At 67.4% G+C, this 17,268-nt stretch carries 15 protein-coding genes; all 15 read left to right on the plus strand.

Translation table 11 applies throughout. From position 1 onward, the window contains the following. The first annotated feature begins 40 nt into the window (after positions 1-40). The 15 genes from hslV (at position 41) to ACSFA8_RS01895 (ending at position 17,262) form a co-directional block, all read left to right on the plus strand. Positions 41-586, plus strand: a complete 546-nt coding sequence (gene hslV, locus ACSFA8_RS01825; protein WP_286541673.1) for an ATP-dependent protease subunit HslV — start codon at positions 41-43, stop codon at positions 584-586. 13 nt (positions 587-599) lie between these two features. Then, positions 600-1,922: an ATP-dependent protease ATPase subunit HslU gene (hslU, locus tag ACSFA8_RS01830; protein ID WP_435477816.1), complete on the plus strand. Its 1,323-nt coding sequence runs from the start codon at positions 600-602 to the stop codon at positions 1,920-1,922. A gap of 260 nt (positions 1,923-2,182) precedes the next feature. Further along, positions 2,183-2,614, plus strand: coding sequence for a division/cell wall cluster transcriptional repressor MraZ (mraZ, locus tag ACSFA8_RS01835; protein WP_435477817.1), 432 nt, complete (start codon positions 2,183-2,185; stop codon positions 2,612-2,614). An 8-nt stretch (positions 2,615-2,622) separates the two neighbouring features. Beyond that, the gene (gene rsmH, locus ACSFA8_RS01840) at positions 2,623-3,546 is read left to right on the plus strand and encodes a 16S rRNA (cytosine(1402)-N(4))-methyltransferase RsmH (protein WP_435477818.1); all 924 of its coding nucleotides are present in this window, start codon (positions 2,623-2,625) and stop codon (positions 3,544-3,546) included. Between the two features lie 4 nt (positions 3,547-3,550). Further along, positions 3,551-3,904: a cell division protein FtsL gene (gene ftsL, locus ACSFA8_RS01845; RefSeq protein WP_435477819.1), complete on the plus strand. Its 354-nt coding sequence runs from the start codon at positions 3,551-3,553 to the stop codon at positions 3,902-3,904. Then, positions 3,901-5,649 carry a peptidoglycan D,D-transpeptidase FtsI family protein gene (locus ACSFA8_RS01850; protein WP_435477820.1) on the plus strand — a complete coding sequence of 583 codons (1,749 nt, stop codon included), beginning with the start codon at positions 3,901-3,903 and terminating at the stop codon, positions 5,647-5,649. Before ftsL ends, ACSFA8_RS01850 begins: the two co-directional genes overlap by 4 nt. Beyond that, positions 5,649-7,148, plus strand: a complete 1,500-nt coding sequence (locus tag ACSFA8_RS01855; RefSeq protein ID WP_435477821.1) for a UDP-N-acetylmuramoyl-L-alanyl-D-glutamate--2,6-diaminopimelate ligase — start codon at positions 5,649-5,651, stop codon at positions 7,146-7,148. The genes ACSFA8_RS01850 and ACSFA8_RS01855 overlap by 1 nt, the downstream gene beginning before the upstream one ends. Continuing rightward, positions 7,145-8,572: a UDP-N-acetylmuramoyl-tripeptide--D-alanyl-D-alanine ligase gene (locus ACSFA8_RS01860; RefSeq protein WP_435477822.1), complete on the plus strand. Its 1,428-nt coding sequence runs from the start codon at positions 7,145-7,147 to the stop codon at positions 8,570-8,572. Before ACSFA8_RS01855 ends, ACSFA8_RS01860 begins: the two co-directional genes overlap by 4 nt. An 18-nt stretch (positions 8,573-8,590) precedes the next feature. Then, on the plus strand, positions 8,591-9,769 hold the full coding sequence (gene mraY, locus ACSFA8_RS01865) for a phospho-N-acetylmuramoyl-pentapeptide-transferase (RefSeq protein WP_435477823.1): 1,179 nt from the start codon (positions 8,591-8,593) through the stop codon (positions 9,767-9,769). Positions 9,770-9,857: 88 nt separating this feature from the next. After that, a complete protein-coding gene (murD, locus tag ACSFA8_RS01870) occupies positions 9,858-11,714 on the plus strand; it encodes a UDP-N-acetylmuramoyl-L-alanine--D-glutamate ligase (RefSeq protein WP_435477824.1) in 1,857 nt (618 codons plus the stop codon). Continuing rightward, a complete protein-coding gene (gene ftsW / locus ACSFA8_RS01875; protein ID WP_435477825.1) occupies positions 11,711-13,006 on the plus strand; it encodes a putative lipid II flippase FtsW in 1,296 nt (431 codons plus the stop codon). The genes murD and ftsW overlap by 4 nt, the downstream gene beginning before the upstream one ends. After that, positions 13,003-14,064, plus strand: a complete 1,062-nt coding sequence (gene murG / locus ACSFA8_RS01880) for an undecaprenyldiphospho-muramoylpentapeptide beta-N-acetylglucosaminyltransferase (RefSeq protein ID WP_435477826.1) — start codon at positions 13,003-13,005, stop codon at positions 14,062-14,064. The genes ftsW and murG overlap by 4 nt, the downstream gene beginning before the upstream one ends. Beyond that, positions 14,061-15,515, plus strand: a complete 1,455-nt coding sequence (gene murC, locus ACSFA8_RS01885) for a UDP-N-acetylmuramate--L-alanine ligase (protein ID WP_435477827.1) — start codon at positions 14,061-14,063, stop codon at positions 15,513-15,515. The genes murG and murC overlap by 4 nt, the downstream gene beginning before the upstream one ends. 20 nt (positions 15,516-15,535) lie before the next feature. After that, positions 15,536-16,480, plus strand: a complete 945-nt coding sequence (locus tag ACSFA8_RS01890) for a D-alanine--D-alanine ligase (protein WP_435478435.1) — start codon at positions 15,536-15,538, stop codon at positions 16,478-16,480. Then, a complete protein-coding gene (locus tag ACSFA8_RS01895; protein ID WP_435477828.1) occupies positions 16,480-17,262 on the plus strand; it encodes a cell division protein FtsQ/DivIB in 783 nt (260 codons plus the stop codon). The genes ACSFA8_RS01890 and ACSFA8_RS01895 overlap by 1 nt, the downstream gene beginning before the upstream one ends. The last annotated feature ends 6 nt before the right edge of the window (positions 17,263-17,268 follow it).

Raw genomic sequence — 17,268 nt, forward strand, 5'->3', positions numbered from 1 at the left:
CAGGGCTTGCATCGCCTGCAGGTGGCCCAAGATGGCTTCGATGGAACAGTTTCACGGAACCACGATCGTCAGCGTGCGCCGCAAAACCCCGAACGGCGACCAGGTCGCGATCGGTGGTGATGGCCAGGTCACGCTGGGCAATATTGTCATCAAGGGCACCGCGCGCAAAGTGCGGCGTCTGTACCACGGCAAGGTGCTGGCGGGCTTTGCTGGCGCCACGGCCGATGCCTTCACGCTGTTCGAGCGCTTCGAAGCCAAACTCGAGAAGCACCAGGGCCAGCTGGCGCGCGCCGCGATCGAACTCACCAAGGACTGGCGCACCGACCGCGTGCTGCGCCGGCTCGAAGCCATGCTGGCCGTCGCCGATGCCGAAACCTCGCTGATCATCACGGGCAACGGCGACGTGCTCGAGCCCGAGGGCGGCATCGTGGCGATAGGCTCCGGCGGCGCCTACGCGCAGGCGGCCGCCCGGGCCTTGCTCGACCACACCGACATGCCGGCCGACCAGGTGGTGAAGAAGGCGCTCGTGATTGCGGGCGAGCTTTGCATCTACACCAACATGAACCACACCATCGAAACGCTCTGAGGCCGCTCCTTCCATGTCCATGACCCCTCAGGAAATCGTTTCCGAACTCGACAACCACATCGTCGGCCAGCCGCAGGCCAAGCGGGCCGTGGCGATTGCGCTGCGCAACCGCTGGCGCCGGCAACAGGTCGCCGACACGCTGCGCTCCGAGATCACGCCGAAGAACATCCTCATGATCGGCCCGACCGGCGTCGGCAAGACCGAGATCGCGCGCCGGCTGGCACGGCTGGCCGATGCGCCGTTCATCAAGGTGGAAGCGACGAAGTTCACCGAGGTCGGCTATGTCGGCAAGGACGTCGATTCGATCATCCGGGATCTGGCCGAGATTGCCGTCAAGCAGACCCGCGAGGCCGCGAGCGCCAAGGTGCGCATGCGCGCCGAGGACGCGGCGGAAGACCGCATCCTCGATGTGCTGCTGCCCCCGGCGCGCACCGCCGATGGCGCGGCCCCCGACAGCGGCGGTGCCACGCGCCAGGCTTTTCGCAAGAAGCTGCGCGAGAAGCAGCTCGACGACAAGGAGATCGAGATCGACCTTGCCGAAACCCGCGCGCCGCTCGAAATCATGGGCCCGGCTGGCATGGAAGAAATGACCGAGCAGTTGCGCGGCATGTTCGGCCAGCTCGGCAACACCCGGCGCAAGACGCGCAAGCTCAAGATCGCCGAAGCCCTGCGACTCCTGATCGACGAGGAGGCCGGCAAGCTGCTCAACGAGGACGAGGTTCGTGCCCAGGCGATCAGCAGCGCCGAGCAGAACGGCATCGTCTTCATCGACGAGATTGACAAGGTCGCTACCCGCAGCGAAGCGCAGGGCGCCGACGTGTCGCGGCAGGGGGTTCAGCGCGACCTGCTGCCGCTGGTCGAAGGCACGGCCGTCACCACCAAATACGGCGTGGTGCGCACCGACCACATCCTGTTCATCGCGAGCGGCGCGTTTCACCTCAGCAAGCCGAGCGACCTGATTCCGGAACTGCAGGGCCGCTTTCCGATCCGCGTCGAGCTGCAATCGCTCTCGGTGGCCGATTTCGAAAGCATCCTTGTCCAGACCCGCGCCTCGCTGGTCAAGCAGTACCAGGCGCTGCTCGCAACCGAGGGCGTCACGCTCGAGTTCACACCCGAAGGCATCACGCGTCTCGCCACCATTGCGTTCGAGGTCAATGAGCGCACCGAGAACATAGGCGCCCGCCGGTTGTCGACCGTGATGGAGCGCCTGCTCGACGAAGTGAGCTTCGACGCCACCAAGCTCGAAGGCCAGTCGATCCGCATCGACGCGGCCTACGTGGACGAGCGCCTGGCGGCACTAAGTCACGACGAAGATCTTTCGCGCTTCATCCTCTGAGCGACAGCGGCCCGGCGGGCCGCTTCACGCAACACATTCATTGCGTGTGCTAAGTGCTTCATTTGCAACGAAATTCAGTGTTTTCGAGCATCCGAAAACACCGCTAAGTCGTTGATTCCATTGCAAAAAATAGCCGCGACCCCTTGTTGCGCTGTAGTTGTTTCCTGCTACAGTGGAAAAAAGTGCAGTTAAGTGGGAAAAAGTGTCGGTAAATGCCTCTTTCAGGCCGCCGAAGCTTCTCACAACCGGGGTAGTTTTTCGTGTTTCAAGGCGCTTCATCGCTGAGTCTGGATGCCAAGGGGCGGCTGTCGGTGCCGACCCGGCATCGTGACGTCCTGAGTGCGACCGCCGGCGGCCAGCTCACGATCACGCGCCACCCGCACGGCTGCCTCATGATCTTTCCGCGTCCGGCGTGGGAGCAGTTCCGCGAACGCATTGCCGCAATGCCGCTGAAGGAGCAATGGCTCAAACGCCTGTTTCTCGGCAACGCGATGGACGTCGAGATGGACGGCACCGGCCGCATCCTGGTGTCGCCCGAGCTGCGTGCGGCGACCGGCATCACGCGTGAGACCCTGTTGCTCGGCATGGGCAGTCACTTCGAGCTCTGGGACAAGGCCACGCACGACGCCAAGGAGGCCGAGGCACTGGCCGCTGGCCTCGCCGAGGGTGCGTTCCAGGATCTGGCGTTCTGAAGGCGTACGTGGACACCGCATGGACTCATACCACCGTCTTGTTGCACGAAGCGGTCGACGCGCTGTTGGCGGCCGATGCAGCTGCAGCGGGCACCTACGTGGATGCGACTTTCGGGCGGGGCGGGCATTCGCGCCTGATGCTGGAGAGGCTGGGCCCGCAGGGCCGGCTGATAGCGTTCGACAAGGACGCGGAAGCGGTGGCCGAAGCAACGCGCATCGAGGATGCGCGTTTTTCCATCCGGCACCAGGGTTTCCGGGATCTGGGCGAACTGCCGGCGGCCAGCGTGGCCGGGCTGCTGCTGGACCTGGGCATCAGCTCGCCGCAGATCGACAACCCGGCGCGCGGTTTCAGTTTTCGTTTCGACGGCCCGCTCGACATGCGCATGGACACCACGCGCGGAGAAAGTGTGGCCGAGTGGCTGGCAACGGCCGAACAACAGCAGATTGCCGAGGTAATACGTGACTATGGCGAAGAACGGTTTGCTGTTCAGATTGCAAAGGCGATTGTTGCTCGCCGACAAGAACGGGGCCCAGTTTCAACCACCACCGAACTGGCCGAGCTCGTGGCTGGCACGGTCAAAACCCGCGAGCAGGGCCAGAACCCTGCAACGCGCACATTTCAGGCTCTTCGGATTTTCATCAACGCCGAGCTTGAAGAGCTGCAACAGGCGCTAGAAGCGAGCATCGACGTGCTGCAACCCCAAGGCCGGCTCGCGGTGATCAGCTTCCATTCGCTGGAAGACCGCATCGTGAAGCAGTTCATCGCGAAGCATTCGCGAGAGGTGTACGACCGCCGCGCGCCGTTTGCCGCACCGGTGCCGATGCGGTTGCGTGCGCTGGCCCGCGTGCGTCCGTCGGCTGCCGAAGTGGCAGCCAATCCGCGTGCCCGCAGTGCAATCCTGCGCGTGGCCGAACGCACCGAGACCCGCTAGTCCGATGGCCCGGCTCAACTTCCTCCTGCTGATCGCCGTACTGGGTACGGCGCTCCTGCTCGTGCACACGCAATACCGCTCGCGCCAGCTCTTTACCGAGCTCGAGCGGGTCAATAGCGAAGCACGGCGGCTTGAGGTCGAGTACGAGCGGCTGCAGGTCGACAAGCGCGCCCAGGCCACGCCGCTGCGCGTCGAAAAGCTGGCCAAGGAGCAGCTCAAGATGCGCACCACCACGCCGGCGATCACGCTCTACGTGCGACAGGACGGCAGCGTGATCCCGGCGGTCGTGGCGCCCGCTGCGCCGGCTTCTGTGCCCCCGGCCGCGCGCCCCGCCGCTGCGCGAAGGAGCCACGGATGAGCCGTCGCAGCGTCCAGTACACCACCAGCCCGTTGCTCGCGAGCAAGACCCCGGTCTGGCGCAGCAAGTTCATCGTGGCCGCCATTGCGTGCGGCTTCGTGGTGCTTGCCGGCCGCGCCGCCTACGTGCAGGTGATCGGCAACGACTTCTTCCAGCGCCAGGGCGAAGTGCGTTTCGCGCGCACGCTCGAGTTGCCCGCCAACCGCGGCCGCATCTTCGACCGCAACGGGCTGATCCTGGCCTCCAGCGTGGTTGCGCCGAGCATCTGGGCGATCCCGGAAGACATCGAGCGCGACGACCCGGCAGTCAAGGCCAAGCTCAAGCAGGTGGCCAAGCTGCTCGGCATGGCGCAGAAGGACTTCGACAAGAAGCTGGCCGACGAAGACAAGACCTTCGTCTGGATCCAGCGCCAGGTCGACGAGCCAATTGCCAAGCAGATTGCAGCGCTCGACATCAAGGGCCTGTACCAGCGCAAGGAATACAAGCGCCAGTACCCCGAGGGCGAGGCGGCCGCGCACGTGGTCGGCTTCACCAATGTCGAAGACCACGGCCAGGAAGGCATCGAGCTGGCGTTCGACAAGGATCTGGCCGGCAAGGCCGGCTCGCGCCGCGTCATCAAGGACCGGCTCGGCCGCGCGGTCGAGGGGGTGGGCGACCAGATCCCGCCGCTCGACGGCAAGGACATCCAGCTCAGCCTCGACAGCAAGGTGCAGTTCTTCGCCTACCAGAAGCTGCGCGACGCCGTCACCGCCCACAAGGCCAAGGCCGGCAGCGTGGTGGTGCTCGATGCCATCACCGGCGAGGTGCTGGCGCTGGCCAACTACCCGAGCTACGTGCCCGACAAGCGGCAGAACCTGACTGGCGAGCAGCTGCGCAACCGCGCGTTGACCGACACCTTCGAGCCCGGCTCGACCATGAAGCCGATCACGGTGGCCATGGCGCTCGAGGCGGGCCGCGTCAAGCCGCAGACGATCATCGAAACCAGCCCCGGCCGGTTTTCGATCGGCGGCTTCACGATCAGCGACACGCACAACTACGGCACGCTCACGGTCGAAGGCGTGATCCAGAAGTCGAGCAACGTCGGCGCGCTCAAGATCGCGCAGAAGATGAGCCCGCACGAGATGTGGGACACCTATACCGCGCTCGGCTACGGCCAGAAGCCGCAGCTCACGTTCCCCGGTGCCGTCACCGGCCGGCTGCGGCCCTGGAAAACCTGGAAGCCGGTCGAGCAGGCGACCATGGCCTACGGCTATGGCCTGTCGGCCTCGCTGTTCCAGATGGCGCATTCGTACACCTCGTTCGCGCACGATGGCCGCATCATCCCGGCCACCATGCTCAAGAGCGCCGAGCCCGCGGTCGGCGTGCGGGTGTTCTCGGCAGAAAACGCGCATGCGGTGCGCAAGATGCTGCAGATGGCCGCCGGCCCGGGCGGCACCGGCCAGCTGGCCCAGACCATCGGCTATTCGGTCGGCGGCAAGTCCGGCACGGCGCACAAGCAGGTCGGCAAGGGCTATGCGAGCAACAAGTACCGCTCGTGGTTCACCGGCATGGCGCCGATCGAGAAGCCGCGCATCATCGTCGCGGTGATGATCGACGAGCCCAGCGCCGGCCAGTATTTCGGCGGCACGGTGGCCGCGCCGGTGTTCAGCGAAGTGGTGCAGCAGACGCTGCGCATGATGAACGTGGCGCCCGACCTGGCTGTCAAGCCGCTGGTCGTGACCAAGGGCGTGGACGAGAGCTTCTGATGAACGACATCCGCCTATCCACACCCAACGAAGCCGCCCACTGGTTGCGCTCGTGCGTGCCCGGCCAGTTGCAGGCCGACAGCCGCCGCATCGGCGCGGGCGACGGCTTCATTGCCTGGCCCGGCGCTGCGACCGATGGCCGCGCCCACGTGGTCGCGGCGCTGGCGCAGGGCGCGGCCGCCTGCCTGGTCGAGCAGAACGGCGTGGAAGCGTTCGGCTTCGACAACGATGCGGTCGCCGCCTATGCCGGGCTCAAGTCGGCCACCGGCCCGATCGCCTCGGCGTTCTACGGCCGGCCTTCCACCCAGCTTGCGCTGCTGGCCGTGACCGGCACCAACGGCAAGACCTCGACCGCCTGGTGGCTGGCCGAAGCGCTGTCGCGCCACAGCGGCTACGGCCCCTGCGCCGTGGTGGGCACGCTTGGCATCGGCGTGCCGCCCGATCTCACATACACCGGCCTTACCACGCCCGACCCGGTGATGCTGCAGCGCGAACTGCGCGGCTTCGTCTCGCGCGGCTTCGGCGCCTGCGCCATCGAAGCCTCGTCGATCGGCATTGCCGAACGACGGCTCGACGGCTGCGAGATCCGCGTCGCGGTGTTCACCAACTTCACGCAGGATCACCTCGACTACCACGGCAGCATGGACGCCTACTGGCAGGCCAAGGCCGAACTGTTCCGCTGGCCCGGCCTGCGCGCCGCGGTCGTCAACATCGACGACGTGCACGGCGCCAGCCTGGTCGCCAACCTGCTCGACACCGATTGCGGCGCGCTCGACGTGTGGACGGTGTCGGCCGGTGGCGCGCCGGCCCGGCTGGCGGCGCACGACATCGGCTATGGCCCCGAGGGACTGCGGTTCTCGGTGGCCGAGCAGGGCGGTGGCAACGAAAGCCTCTCGACCGGATTGATCGGCCAGTACAACGTGGCGAATCTGCTCGGCGTCATCGGCACCTTGCGCTCGCTCGGCTTGTCGCTGGCCGACGCCGTGCAGGCCTGCCGCGATCTCAGCAGCGTGCCCGGCCGGATGGAGCGCGTCACGGCGCCCGGCCAGCCACTCGTGGTGGTCGACTATGCCCACACGCCGGACGCGCTCGACAAGGCGTTGGCGGGTCTGCGGCCGCTGGCAGCGCAGCGCGGCGGTGCGCTGTGGTGCCTGTTCGGCTGCGGCGGCGACCGCGACCCGATCAAACGGCCCCTGATGGCCGCCGTGGTCGAGAAGCAGGCCGACCGCGTCGTCGTGACCAGCGACAACCCGCGCAGCGAAAAGCCGGCGGCGATCATCAGCCAGATCCTGCTGGGCCTGGCGCAACCCGAAGCGGCCCAGGTCGAGCCCGACCGTGCCAAAGCCATCGCCGACACGATCGCGCAGGCCGCACCCGAGGACGTGGTGCTGCTGGCCGGCCGCGGGCACGAGGCGTGGCAGGAAATCGCGGGCGAGAAGATCGCGTTCTCGGAGCGTGCGCACGCAGCCGACGCACTTGCGCGGAGGGCCCGGCCATGATGACGCTTGCACAGGCCCTGGGCTGGATCCCCGGTGCGCGGCTCGTGGGCGATCCGCTCACGAAAATCGAGCGCGTGCACACCGACACGCGCACGCTGGCGGCCGGCGATCTTTTCGTGGCGCTCAAAGGCGAACGCTTCGACGCCAATGAATTCCTGGCTGATGCAAAGGGGCGCGGGGCTGCGGCCGCCATCGCCCACGGCGGGCTCGAAGCAGCCGGTCTGGCCGGGCTGGAAGTGCCCGATTCGCTGGCTGCGCTCGGCGCGCTCGCGACCGGCTGGCGCAGCCAGTTCACCTTGCCCCTGATCGCGGTCACCGGCAGCAACGGCAAGACCACCGTCACCCAGATGCTGGCCACCATCCTGCGAGTCGCCTGCGACGACAGATCGCTGGCAACGGCCGGCAACTTCAACAACGAAATCGGCGTGCCGCTGACCTTGCTGCGGCTGCGCGAACGCCACAGGCGCGCAGTGGTCGAGCTCGGCATGAACCATCCGGGCGAGATCGCGCGGCTGGCTGCCATGGCGCGGCCGACCGTGGCGCTGGTCAACAACGCGCAGCGCGAGCACCAGGAATTCATGGCGACCGTCGAAGCGGTGGCGCGCGAGAACGCGGCCGTGTTCGCGGCGCTCCCGGCCGCTGGCACCGCGGTGTTTCCCCATGGCGATGAATTCACGCCGCTCTGGATCGAACTGGCAACCGAAGGCGCGCGGCGCCGCTGCCTCAGCTTCGGCGAGCATCCCGATGCCGACATCACGCTGATCTCGGCCGAATGGCAGCAGCATGCCTGGTGCTTCGCGGCCCGCACACCGCTCGGTGAATTGCGCTGCACGCTGCACATTGCCGGCCGCCACAACGTGGTGAACGCGCTGGCGGCCATCGCTTGCGCACTCTCCACCGGCGTGTCGCTCGCCGACATCGCGCGCGGGCTCGAAGCCTTCGAACCGGTCAAGGGCCGCTCGCGCGCCAGCGCCTTGCGACTGGCCGACGGCCGCGAGATCACGCTGGTCGATGACACCTACAACGCGAACCCCGACTCGGTGCGCGCCGCGATCGACGTGCTCGCCAGCCTGCCGGCCCCGCGCCTGTTGGTGCTGGGCGACATGGGCGAAGTCGGCGACGAGGGTGAACGCTTCCACGCCGAGGTCGGCGCCTGGGCGCGCGAACGCGGCATCGACATTTTTTATGCGCTCGGCACGGCCACGACCCACAGCGTCGCGGCCTTCGGAGACCCGGGCCGAGCGCGCCATTTCGAGACCATCGACCCGCTCAACGAGGCCGTGCTCGCGCAGTTGCCCCGGGTCGCCAGCGTGCTGGTCAAAGGCTCCCGCTTCATGCGCATGGAGCGCGTGGTGCAGGCCATCGACAGCCGCGCGGTGCGATCGTCGCAACAACAAAAAGAGGAGGCCGGTCATGCATCGTGAACCGCGCTCTTTCGCACCATGCTGATGAGTCTGGCCCAATGGTTGCAGACGCTCGGGCCCGAGTTCGGGTTCCTGCGCGTGTTCCAGTACCTCACGTTCCGCGCGCTGATGGCGGCGCTGACCGCGCTGCTGGTGGGCCTGGCTGCCGGCCCCTATGTGATCAGGCGCCTGGCCGCGCTCAAGATCGGCCAGCCGGTGCGCGGCTACGGCATGGAGACGCACCTGAGCAAGAGCGGCACGCCAACCATGGGCGGCGTGCTGGTGCTGTTCTCGATCGCACTTGCCACGGTGCTGTGGTTCGACCTATCGAACCGTTTCGTCTGGATCGTCCTGTGGGTCACGCTCGGCTTCGGCGCGATCGGATGGGTCGACGACTGGCGCAAGGTTGTGCGCAAGGATCCGGAGGGCATGCGCTCGCGCGAGAAATACCTGTGGCAGTCGGTTGTTGGCCTGGTGGCCGGCTTCTATTTGCTGTTCAGCATTTCGGAAAGCTCGAACTGGCGTGTGCTGGAACTGTTCTACACCTGGGTCCGCTCGGGCTTCGACCTCGACTTTCCGCCGAAGATCAACCTGCTGGTGCCGTTCTTCAAGGAAATCAGCTATCCGCTCGGCGGTATCGGCTTCGTGATCCTGACCTACCTCGTGATCGTCGGCGCCAGCAACGCGGTGAACCTCACCGACGGGCTCGACGGCCTCGCGATCATGCCGGTGGTGATGGTCGGCTCGGCCCTCGGTGTGTTCGCCTATGTGACCGGCAGCGCGGTCTACTCGAAGTACCTGCTGTTCCCGCACATCCCGGGCTCCGGCGAACTGCTGGTGTTCTGCTCGGCGATGGCCGGCGCGGGGCTGGCCTTCCTGTGGTTCAACACGCATCCGGCCCAGGTCTTCATGGGCGACGTGGGTGCGCTCGCGCTCGGCGGCGCGCTCGGCACCATCGCCGTCATCGTGCGCCAGGAGATCGTGTTCTTCATCATGGGCGGCATCTTCGTGGTGGAAGCCGTGTCGGTGATGGCCCAGGTCATGTACTTCAAGTACACGAAGAAGCGTTTCGGCGAGGGTCGGCGCGTGCTCAAGATGGCACCCTTGCACCACCACTTCGAAAAGAGCGGCTGGCGTGAAACCCAGGTCGTGGTGCGGTTCTGGATCATCACGATGCTGCTGTGCCTCGTGGGCCTTTCGACGCTGAAGCTGAGGTGAGTGCAATGCCCACACGCTCAATGCTTCACCTATCGCTGCCTCTCGCGGGCGCGCTCAGTGCCTTTCGGGCGGCCGGGCAGGCACTGACGTGAAACACCTGCAAGACCAACCTGTCCTGATCCTGGGCCTGGGCCTGTCCGGCCTGGCCATGGCGCGCTGGTGCGCGCGCCATGGCGCACGGGTCACGGTCGCCGACACGCGCGAGGCGCCCGCACTGCTGGAGACGCTGCGGGCCGAATGGCCGCAGGCCACCTTCATCGGCGGGCCGTTCTCCGCCAGCCTGGTCGAAGGCACTGCGATCCGCGCTGTCTACCGGTCGCCGGGCCTCGCGCCCGCCACCATCGCACCAGTGGTCGATACGGCACGCGCCATCGGCTTGCCGATCGGCGGCGAGCTGGATCTGTTCGCGCAGGCTTTGCACGACCTGCGGGCCGTTGATCTGCCGCTCGAGGAGCCGGCCGCGGTGAACGGTGATCCGGCCGAAACTGAAACTGAAACTGAAACTGAAGACGAATCGCCTGAGCCGGTCGATCCGGCGCCGATGGCCGAAGCCATCGACCCCGAACCTGAATCCGAGCCTGTTTCTGAGCCAACGCCCGTCGCCGCTGCCCCGGTGACCGCGGTTCCAGCCAAGCCATCGGCGCATACCGCTGCGCGCGATGCGGCCGAGTTCGTGGCCCGCATCGCTGAGCTCTCCGCGGCCGCGCCGGCCGCCGTGGCCGCGTCCGAAGACCAGAAGACTTTGCCGATCGCGGCACCCGAGCCGGCGCCGGCGCAGGGCTACCGCCCGGCCGTGCTTGCCATCACGGGCACAAACGGCAAGACGACAGTCACTGCGCTCACGGGCCAACTGGTCGAGCGCGCCGGCAAGACGGTCGCGGTGGCCGGCAACATCGGTCCGACCTTGCTCGATACGCTGGCCGCGCACATGGACGCGGGCACGCTGCCGCAGGTCTGGGTGCTCGAACTTTCCAGCTTCCAGCTGGACGGCGTGCAGCACTTCGAGCCGACAGCCGCCGCCGTGCTGAACCTCACACAGGATCACCTCGACTGGCATGGCGACATGGCGGCCTATGCGGCGGCCAAGGCGCGCATTTTCGGCACGCGCGGACTGATGGTGCTCAATCGCGACGACGAGGCGGTCATGCAGATGCTGCCGGCGCCGGTGCGCGTCAAGCTGCAGCGCCCGCAACAGCGCGCCTACATCACTTTCGGCGCCGGCATGCCACTGCGCCCGGGCGATTTCGGCATCGAGCGCATCAACGGCATGGCCTGGCTGGTGCGCGCACTGGAGGCCGACGAGACCATCAAGCGCAAGCGCGGCGGCCCGGTCGAAGAAGCGGAGATCCATCTCCAGCGGCTGCTGCCCGCGGACGCGCTGCGCATCCGCGGCCAGCACAACGCGCTCAACGCGTTGGCGGCGCTGGCACTCGCCAGCGCGGCCGATTGCGCGCTCGGCCCCATGCTCTACGGCCTGCGCGAATACCGGGGCGAGCCGCACCGCGTGGAACCGGTCGCGATCGTCGACGAGGTCGAGTACTTCGACGACAGCAAGGGCACCAACGTCGGCGCCACCGTTGCCGCGCTCAGCGGGCTGGGTGCCGAGCGCCGCGTCGTCCTGATCCTCGGCGGAGAAGGCAAGGGCCAGGACTTCACGCCGTTGGCGGCGCCGGTGAGCCAGTTCGCGCGCGCCGTGGTGCTGATCGGCCGCGATGCGCCCATCCTCGAAGCGGCACTGGCGGGCACCGGCGTTTCGCTGCTGCGTGCCGGCTCGATGGAAGAGGCCGTGCAGGTCGCGGCCCAGCGCGCCAATCCGGGCGATGCGGTGCTGTTGTCGCCGGCCTGTGCCAGCTTCGACATGTTCAAGGACTACGCCCACCGCGCAGCGGCGTTCTGCGAGGCCGTGCAGTCGCTCGCCGACACGCCCCAAGGCCAACAGCCATGAACCAGACCGCCGCCGCCACCCCGAACGAAGGCAGCCGCTTCACTGGCTGGTTCCGTCGTGCCGCAAGGAGCGGCATCGATGCGCTGCCGATGCATCTGCCGGTGCGCCTCGGCGGTTCCGACATCGCCCAGACCAAGGCCACGCCGATGCGGGTGCTTGGTTTCGATCAGGCGCTGCTCTGGGTCACGATGGCGCTGGTGGCCTGGGGCCTGGTGATGGTGTACTCGGCCTCGATCGCGCTGGGCGACAACCCGCGCTTCGCGCGCATGAACTACAGCCAGTCGTACTTCGTGCTGCGCCACACGCTGTTCCTGCTGATCGCCTTCGTCGCCGCACTGCTGACCTTCCAGGTGCCGATGAAGACCTGGGAGCGCGCGGCGCCCTGGCTGTTCGTCGCGTCGCTGCTGTTGCTGGTGGCGGTGTTGATCCCGCACGTGGGGCGCAGCGTGAACGGTGCGCGCCGCTGGATTCCGCTGGGCTTCATGAGCTTCCAGCCGTCTGAACTCGCCAAGCTCGCGATGGTGCTCTACGCGGCCAGCTACATGGTGCGCAAGATGGAGATCAAGGAGCGCTTCTTCCGCGCCGTGCTGCCGATGGGCATCGCGGTAGTGGTGGTCGGCATGCTGCTGCTGGCGGAGCCCGACATGGGCGCCTTCATGGTGATCGCGATCATCGCGATGGGCATCCTGTTCCTGGGCGGCGTCAACGCGCGCATGTTCTTCGTCATCGCCGCGCTCGTCGTGGTGGCCTTCGGCATGATCGTCGCCTCGTCGCCCTGGCGGCGCGAGCGCATCTTTGCGTACCTCGATCCGTTCGGCGAGAACAATGCGCTCGGCAAGGGTTACCAGCTCTCGCACTCACTGATCGCGATCGGCCGCGGCGAGATCTTCGGCGTCGGCCTTGGCGGCAGCGTCGAGAAGCTGCACTGGCTGCCGGAAGCGCACACCGACTTCCTGTTGGCCGTGATCGGCGAGGAGTTCGGCCTGGTCGGCGTGCTGCTCGCGATCGCGCTATTCTTCTGGCTCACGCGCCGCATCATGCACATCGGCCGCCAGGCCATCGCGCTGGACCGCGTGTTCTCGGGCCTGGTGGCCCAGGGCATCGGGATCTGGATCGGCTTCCAGACCTTCATCAACATGGGCGTGAACCTCGGCGCGCTGCCGACCAAGGGCCTCACGCTGCCGCTGATGAGCTTCGGCGGCTCCGCGATCCTGATGAACCTGATCGCGATCGCGGTGGTGCTGCGCATCGACTACGAGAACCGTGTCCTCATGAAGGGCGGCCGCGTATGAGCAGGACAGCACTCGTCATGGCCGGCGGAACAGGCGGGCATATTTTCCCGGGCCTCGCGGTGGCCGAAGAACTGCGCACGCGCGGCTGGCGCGTGCACTGGCTCGGCGCGCCGGGCAGCATGGAACAGCAACTGGTGCCGCCGCGCGGCTTCGCGTTCGAGCCGGTGCAGTTCGGCGGCGTGCGCGGCAAGGGGCCGATGACGCTGGTGCTGCTGCCGCTCAAACTGCTTCGCGCCTTCCTGCAGAGCATCGCCGTGGTGCGCCGTGTGCGGCCGGACGTGGTGATCGGCCTCGGCGGCTACATCACCTTTCCGGGCGGCATGATGAGCGTGCTGCTTGGCAAGCCGCTGGTGCTGCATGAACAGAACTCGGTGGCGGGCCTGGCCAACAAGGTGCTGGCCAGCGTGGCCGACCGGGTGTTCAGCGCCTTCCCGAACGTGCTCAAGAACGCGAAGTGGGTCGGCAACCCCCTGCGCGCTGCTTTCCTGTCGCAGCCCGATCCGGCTGCGCGTTTCGCAGGCCGCAGCGGCCCGCTTAAGCTGCTCGTGGTGGGCGGCAGCCTCGGCGCCAGGGCGCTCAACGCGGTGGTGCCGAAAGCGATCGCGCTGATCCCGCCGGCCACGCGCCCGACCGTGCTGCACCAGAGCGGCGCCAAACAGATCGACGAGCTGCGCGCCAACTACGCGGCAGCCGGCGTGGAGGGTGAACTGACCCCTTTCATCGACGACACGGCCAGCGCCTATGCCGAGGCCGACCTGATCGTCGCGCGCGCCGGTGCCAGCACCGTGACCGAAATCGCAGCGGTGGGTGCTGCCACGCTGTTTGTTCCTTTTCCTTCGGCGGTCGACGACCACCAGACCACCAACGCGCGCTTCCTCGTCGATGCGGGCGGCGGCTGGCTGGTGCAGCAGACCGACCTGACCCCTGAATGGCTGGCTGATTTGCTTACGAAAACTGATCGCTCCACGTTGATGGAGCGGGCCTTGCACGCCAAGACGATGCAGAAAACCGAGGCCGTCGCGGAAGTCGTGCGCGCCTGCGAGGAGTTGGCGAAATGAAGCACGCGATTCGCAACATCCATTTCGTCGGCATCGGCGGCTCGGGCATGAGCGGCATCGCCGAAGTGCTGCTGAACCTCGGCTACACGATCTCGGGCTCCGACCTGGCCGACAGCGTGACGCTGCGGCGGCTGCAGGGGCTCGGCATCACCACCTGCGTGGGCCATGCAGCGGCGAACATCGCCGGTGCCGACGCGGTCGTGACGTCGACCGCGGTGCAAGCCGACAACCCCGAAGTGATCGCCGCGCGCGAGAAGAAGATTCCGGTGGTGCCGCGTGCGCTGATGCTGGCCGAACTGATGCGGCTAAAGCAGGGTATCGCGATCGCCGGCACGCACGGCAAGACGACCACCACCAGCCTGGTCGCGAGCGTGCTGGCGGCGGCGGGCCTGGATCCGACCTTCGTGATCGGCGGCCGGCTCAACAGCGCCGGCGCCAATGCGCGGCTTGGCAGCGGCGACTACATAGTGGTCGAAGCCGACGAGTCGGATGCGTCGTTCCTGAACCTGCTGCCGGTGATGGCGGTGGTCACGAACATCGACGCCGACCACATGGAAACCTACGGGCACGACTTCGGCAAGCTCAAGAAGGCCTTCGTCGATTTCCTGCACCGCATGCCGTTCTATGGCGTCGCGATCCTCTGCACCGACGACGCGGCGGTGCGCGAGATCGTGACTGAAGTGTCCTGCCCGGTGACCAGCTACGGCTTCAACGAAGACGCGCAGGTGCGGGCGGTCGACGTGCGCGCGGTCGGCGGCCAGATGCACTTCACGGTGCAGCGCCGCAACGGCATCACGCTGCCTGACCTGCAGGTGGTGCTGAACCTGCCGGGTGAGCACAACGTGCTGAACGCACTGTCGGTGATTGCCGTGGCGGTCGAGCTCAACGTGCCCGATGAAGCGGTGCAGCGCGGGCTGGCCGAGTTCAAGGGCGTGGGCCGCCGCTTCCAGCGCTACGGCGAGGTGGCGGTGCAAGGCCAGCAGGCGCCGGGCGGCTTCACCTTGATCGACGACTATGGCCATCACCCGGTCGAGATGGCCGCCACGATCGCGGCGGCGCGGGGCGCGTTTCCGGGTCGGCGGCTGGTGCTGGCCTTCCAGCCGCACCGCTTTACCCGCACGCGCGACTGCTTCGAGGATTTCGTCAAGGTCATCGGCAATGCCGATGCGGTGCTGCTGGGCGAGGTCTATGCCGCCGGCGAGGCGCCGATCGTCGCCGCCGACGGCCGTTCGCTGGCGCGCGCACTGCGCGTGGCCGGCAAGCTCGAGCCGGTGTTCGTCGACGAGATCACGGAGATGCCGCAGGCGATTCTCGACAACGCGCGCGACGGCGACGTGGTGATCTGCATGGGCGCCGGCTCGATCGGCGCGGTGCCGGCCCGGGTCGTCGAACTGGGCGGCGCCGCATCGCAAAAGTCGGAGCGCTTCACGCGCGAAGGACGGGCACTGTGAACCCCATCGATCCAAAAACCATGGGCAAGGTCGCCGTGCTGTTCGGCGGCACGTCGGCCGAGCGTGAGATCTCGATCATGTCGGGCCGCGGCGTGCTCGAAGCGCTGCGCGCGCGCGGCGTCGACGCCCATGCGTTCGACCCGGCCGAGCGCGACCTGGTCGAGCTCAAGCGCGATGGTTACGCGCGCTGCTTTGTCGCGCTGCATGGCCGTCATGGCGAAGACGGAACGGTGCAGGGCGCGCTGGAGCTGCTCGGCATTCCGTACACCGGCTCGGGCGTGATGGCCTCCAGCGTGGCGATGGACAAGGTCATGACCAAGCGCATCTGGCAGGCCGACGGCCTGCCGACGCCGAAGTACGTGCGGCTGGCCTTTGACCAGCAGAGCCGCGAGCAGATCCGCGCCGTGCCGGACGTGCTCGGCCTGCCGCTGATCGTGAAGCCGCCGCGCGAAGGCTCCTCGATCGGCGTCACCAAGGTCATGGGCTATTCGCAGATGCAGGATGCGGTGGCGCTCTCGGCGAAGTACGACGCCGATGTGCTGTGCGAGGAGTTCATCGAGGGCGAGGAAGTGACCTGCGCCGTGCTCGGCCAGGGACTCGGCGCGGTGGCGCTGCCGGTGGTGCGCATCGCCGCACCCGAGGGTGCATACGACTACCAGAACAAGTACTTCACCGACGACGTGAAGTACCACTGCCCGAGCGGACTGCCCGAAGCCGAGGAGCGCGAGATCCAGCATGCCACGCTGGCCGCCTACCGCACGCTCGGTTGCCGGGGCTGGGGCCGCGCCGACGTGATGATCCGCGCGAGCGATCGCAAGCCGTTCCTGCTCGAGCTGAACACCTCGCCAGGCATGACCAGCCATTCGCTGGTGCCGATGTCGGCGCGCGCCGCCGGCATCAGCTACGAAGAGCTGTGCCTGCGCGTGCTCGCGTCGGCGGCGCTCGATTCGGGGGGGCACGCCTGATGGCCGACAGCATCCCCGTTCCCTTCGACGTCAAGCTCATGAACCTCACCGCGACGCTGTTGTTCGCGCTGTGCGCGCTCATGCTGCTGGCAGCGGGGGCATGGTGGGTGCTGCGCCAGCCCTTCTTTCCGCTGGCCGCGATCCGGGTGGACGGCGAGGTCACGCACAACAACGAGGTCACCCTGCGTGCCAACGTGGCGCCGCAGCTCGCCGGCAACTTCTTCACCCTCGACCTGGCCCGGGCGCGTGCTGCATTCGAGTCGGTGCCCTGGGTGCGCAAGGCCGTGGTGCGGCGCGAGTTTCCGAACCGCTTGCGCGCCACGCTGACCGAGCAGGTGCCGGTCGCCCATTGGGGCGACGAGTCGGCGTCGAAGCTGGTCAACAGCTACGGCGAAGTGTTCGAGGCCAACGTGGCCGAGGTCGACGACACGCTGCCGCGACTCGATGGCCCTGCCGATCAGGCCGGCCAGGTGCTCGGCATGTACCGTGTGATGGCGCCGCTGTTCCAGCCGTACGACCTCGCGATCGAAGAGCTGACCTTGTCGGGCCGCGGCAGCTGGCAGGTGGTGCTCGACACCGGCGCCACCATCGAACTCGGCCGCGGCCGCAGCGAAGAGGTCGCCGCCCGCACATCGCAGTTTTTGAAGTCGGTCACGCAGGTCGCGCAACAGTACGGTCGCAGCGTCGCGTCCGTCGAGGGCGCCGACCTGCGGCACCGCGATGCCTATGCGCTGCGCCTGCGCGGCGTCACCACGGTCGTACCCGACCCCAAGAAGAAGTAAAGAACA

It is taken from the genome of Variovorax nitratireducens, assembly GCF_051216545.1.
In the GTDB taxonomy this organism is placed as follows: Bacteria; Pseudomonadota; Gammaproteobacteria; order Burkholderiales; family Burkholderiaceae_C; genus Variovorax.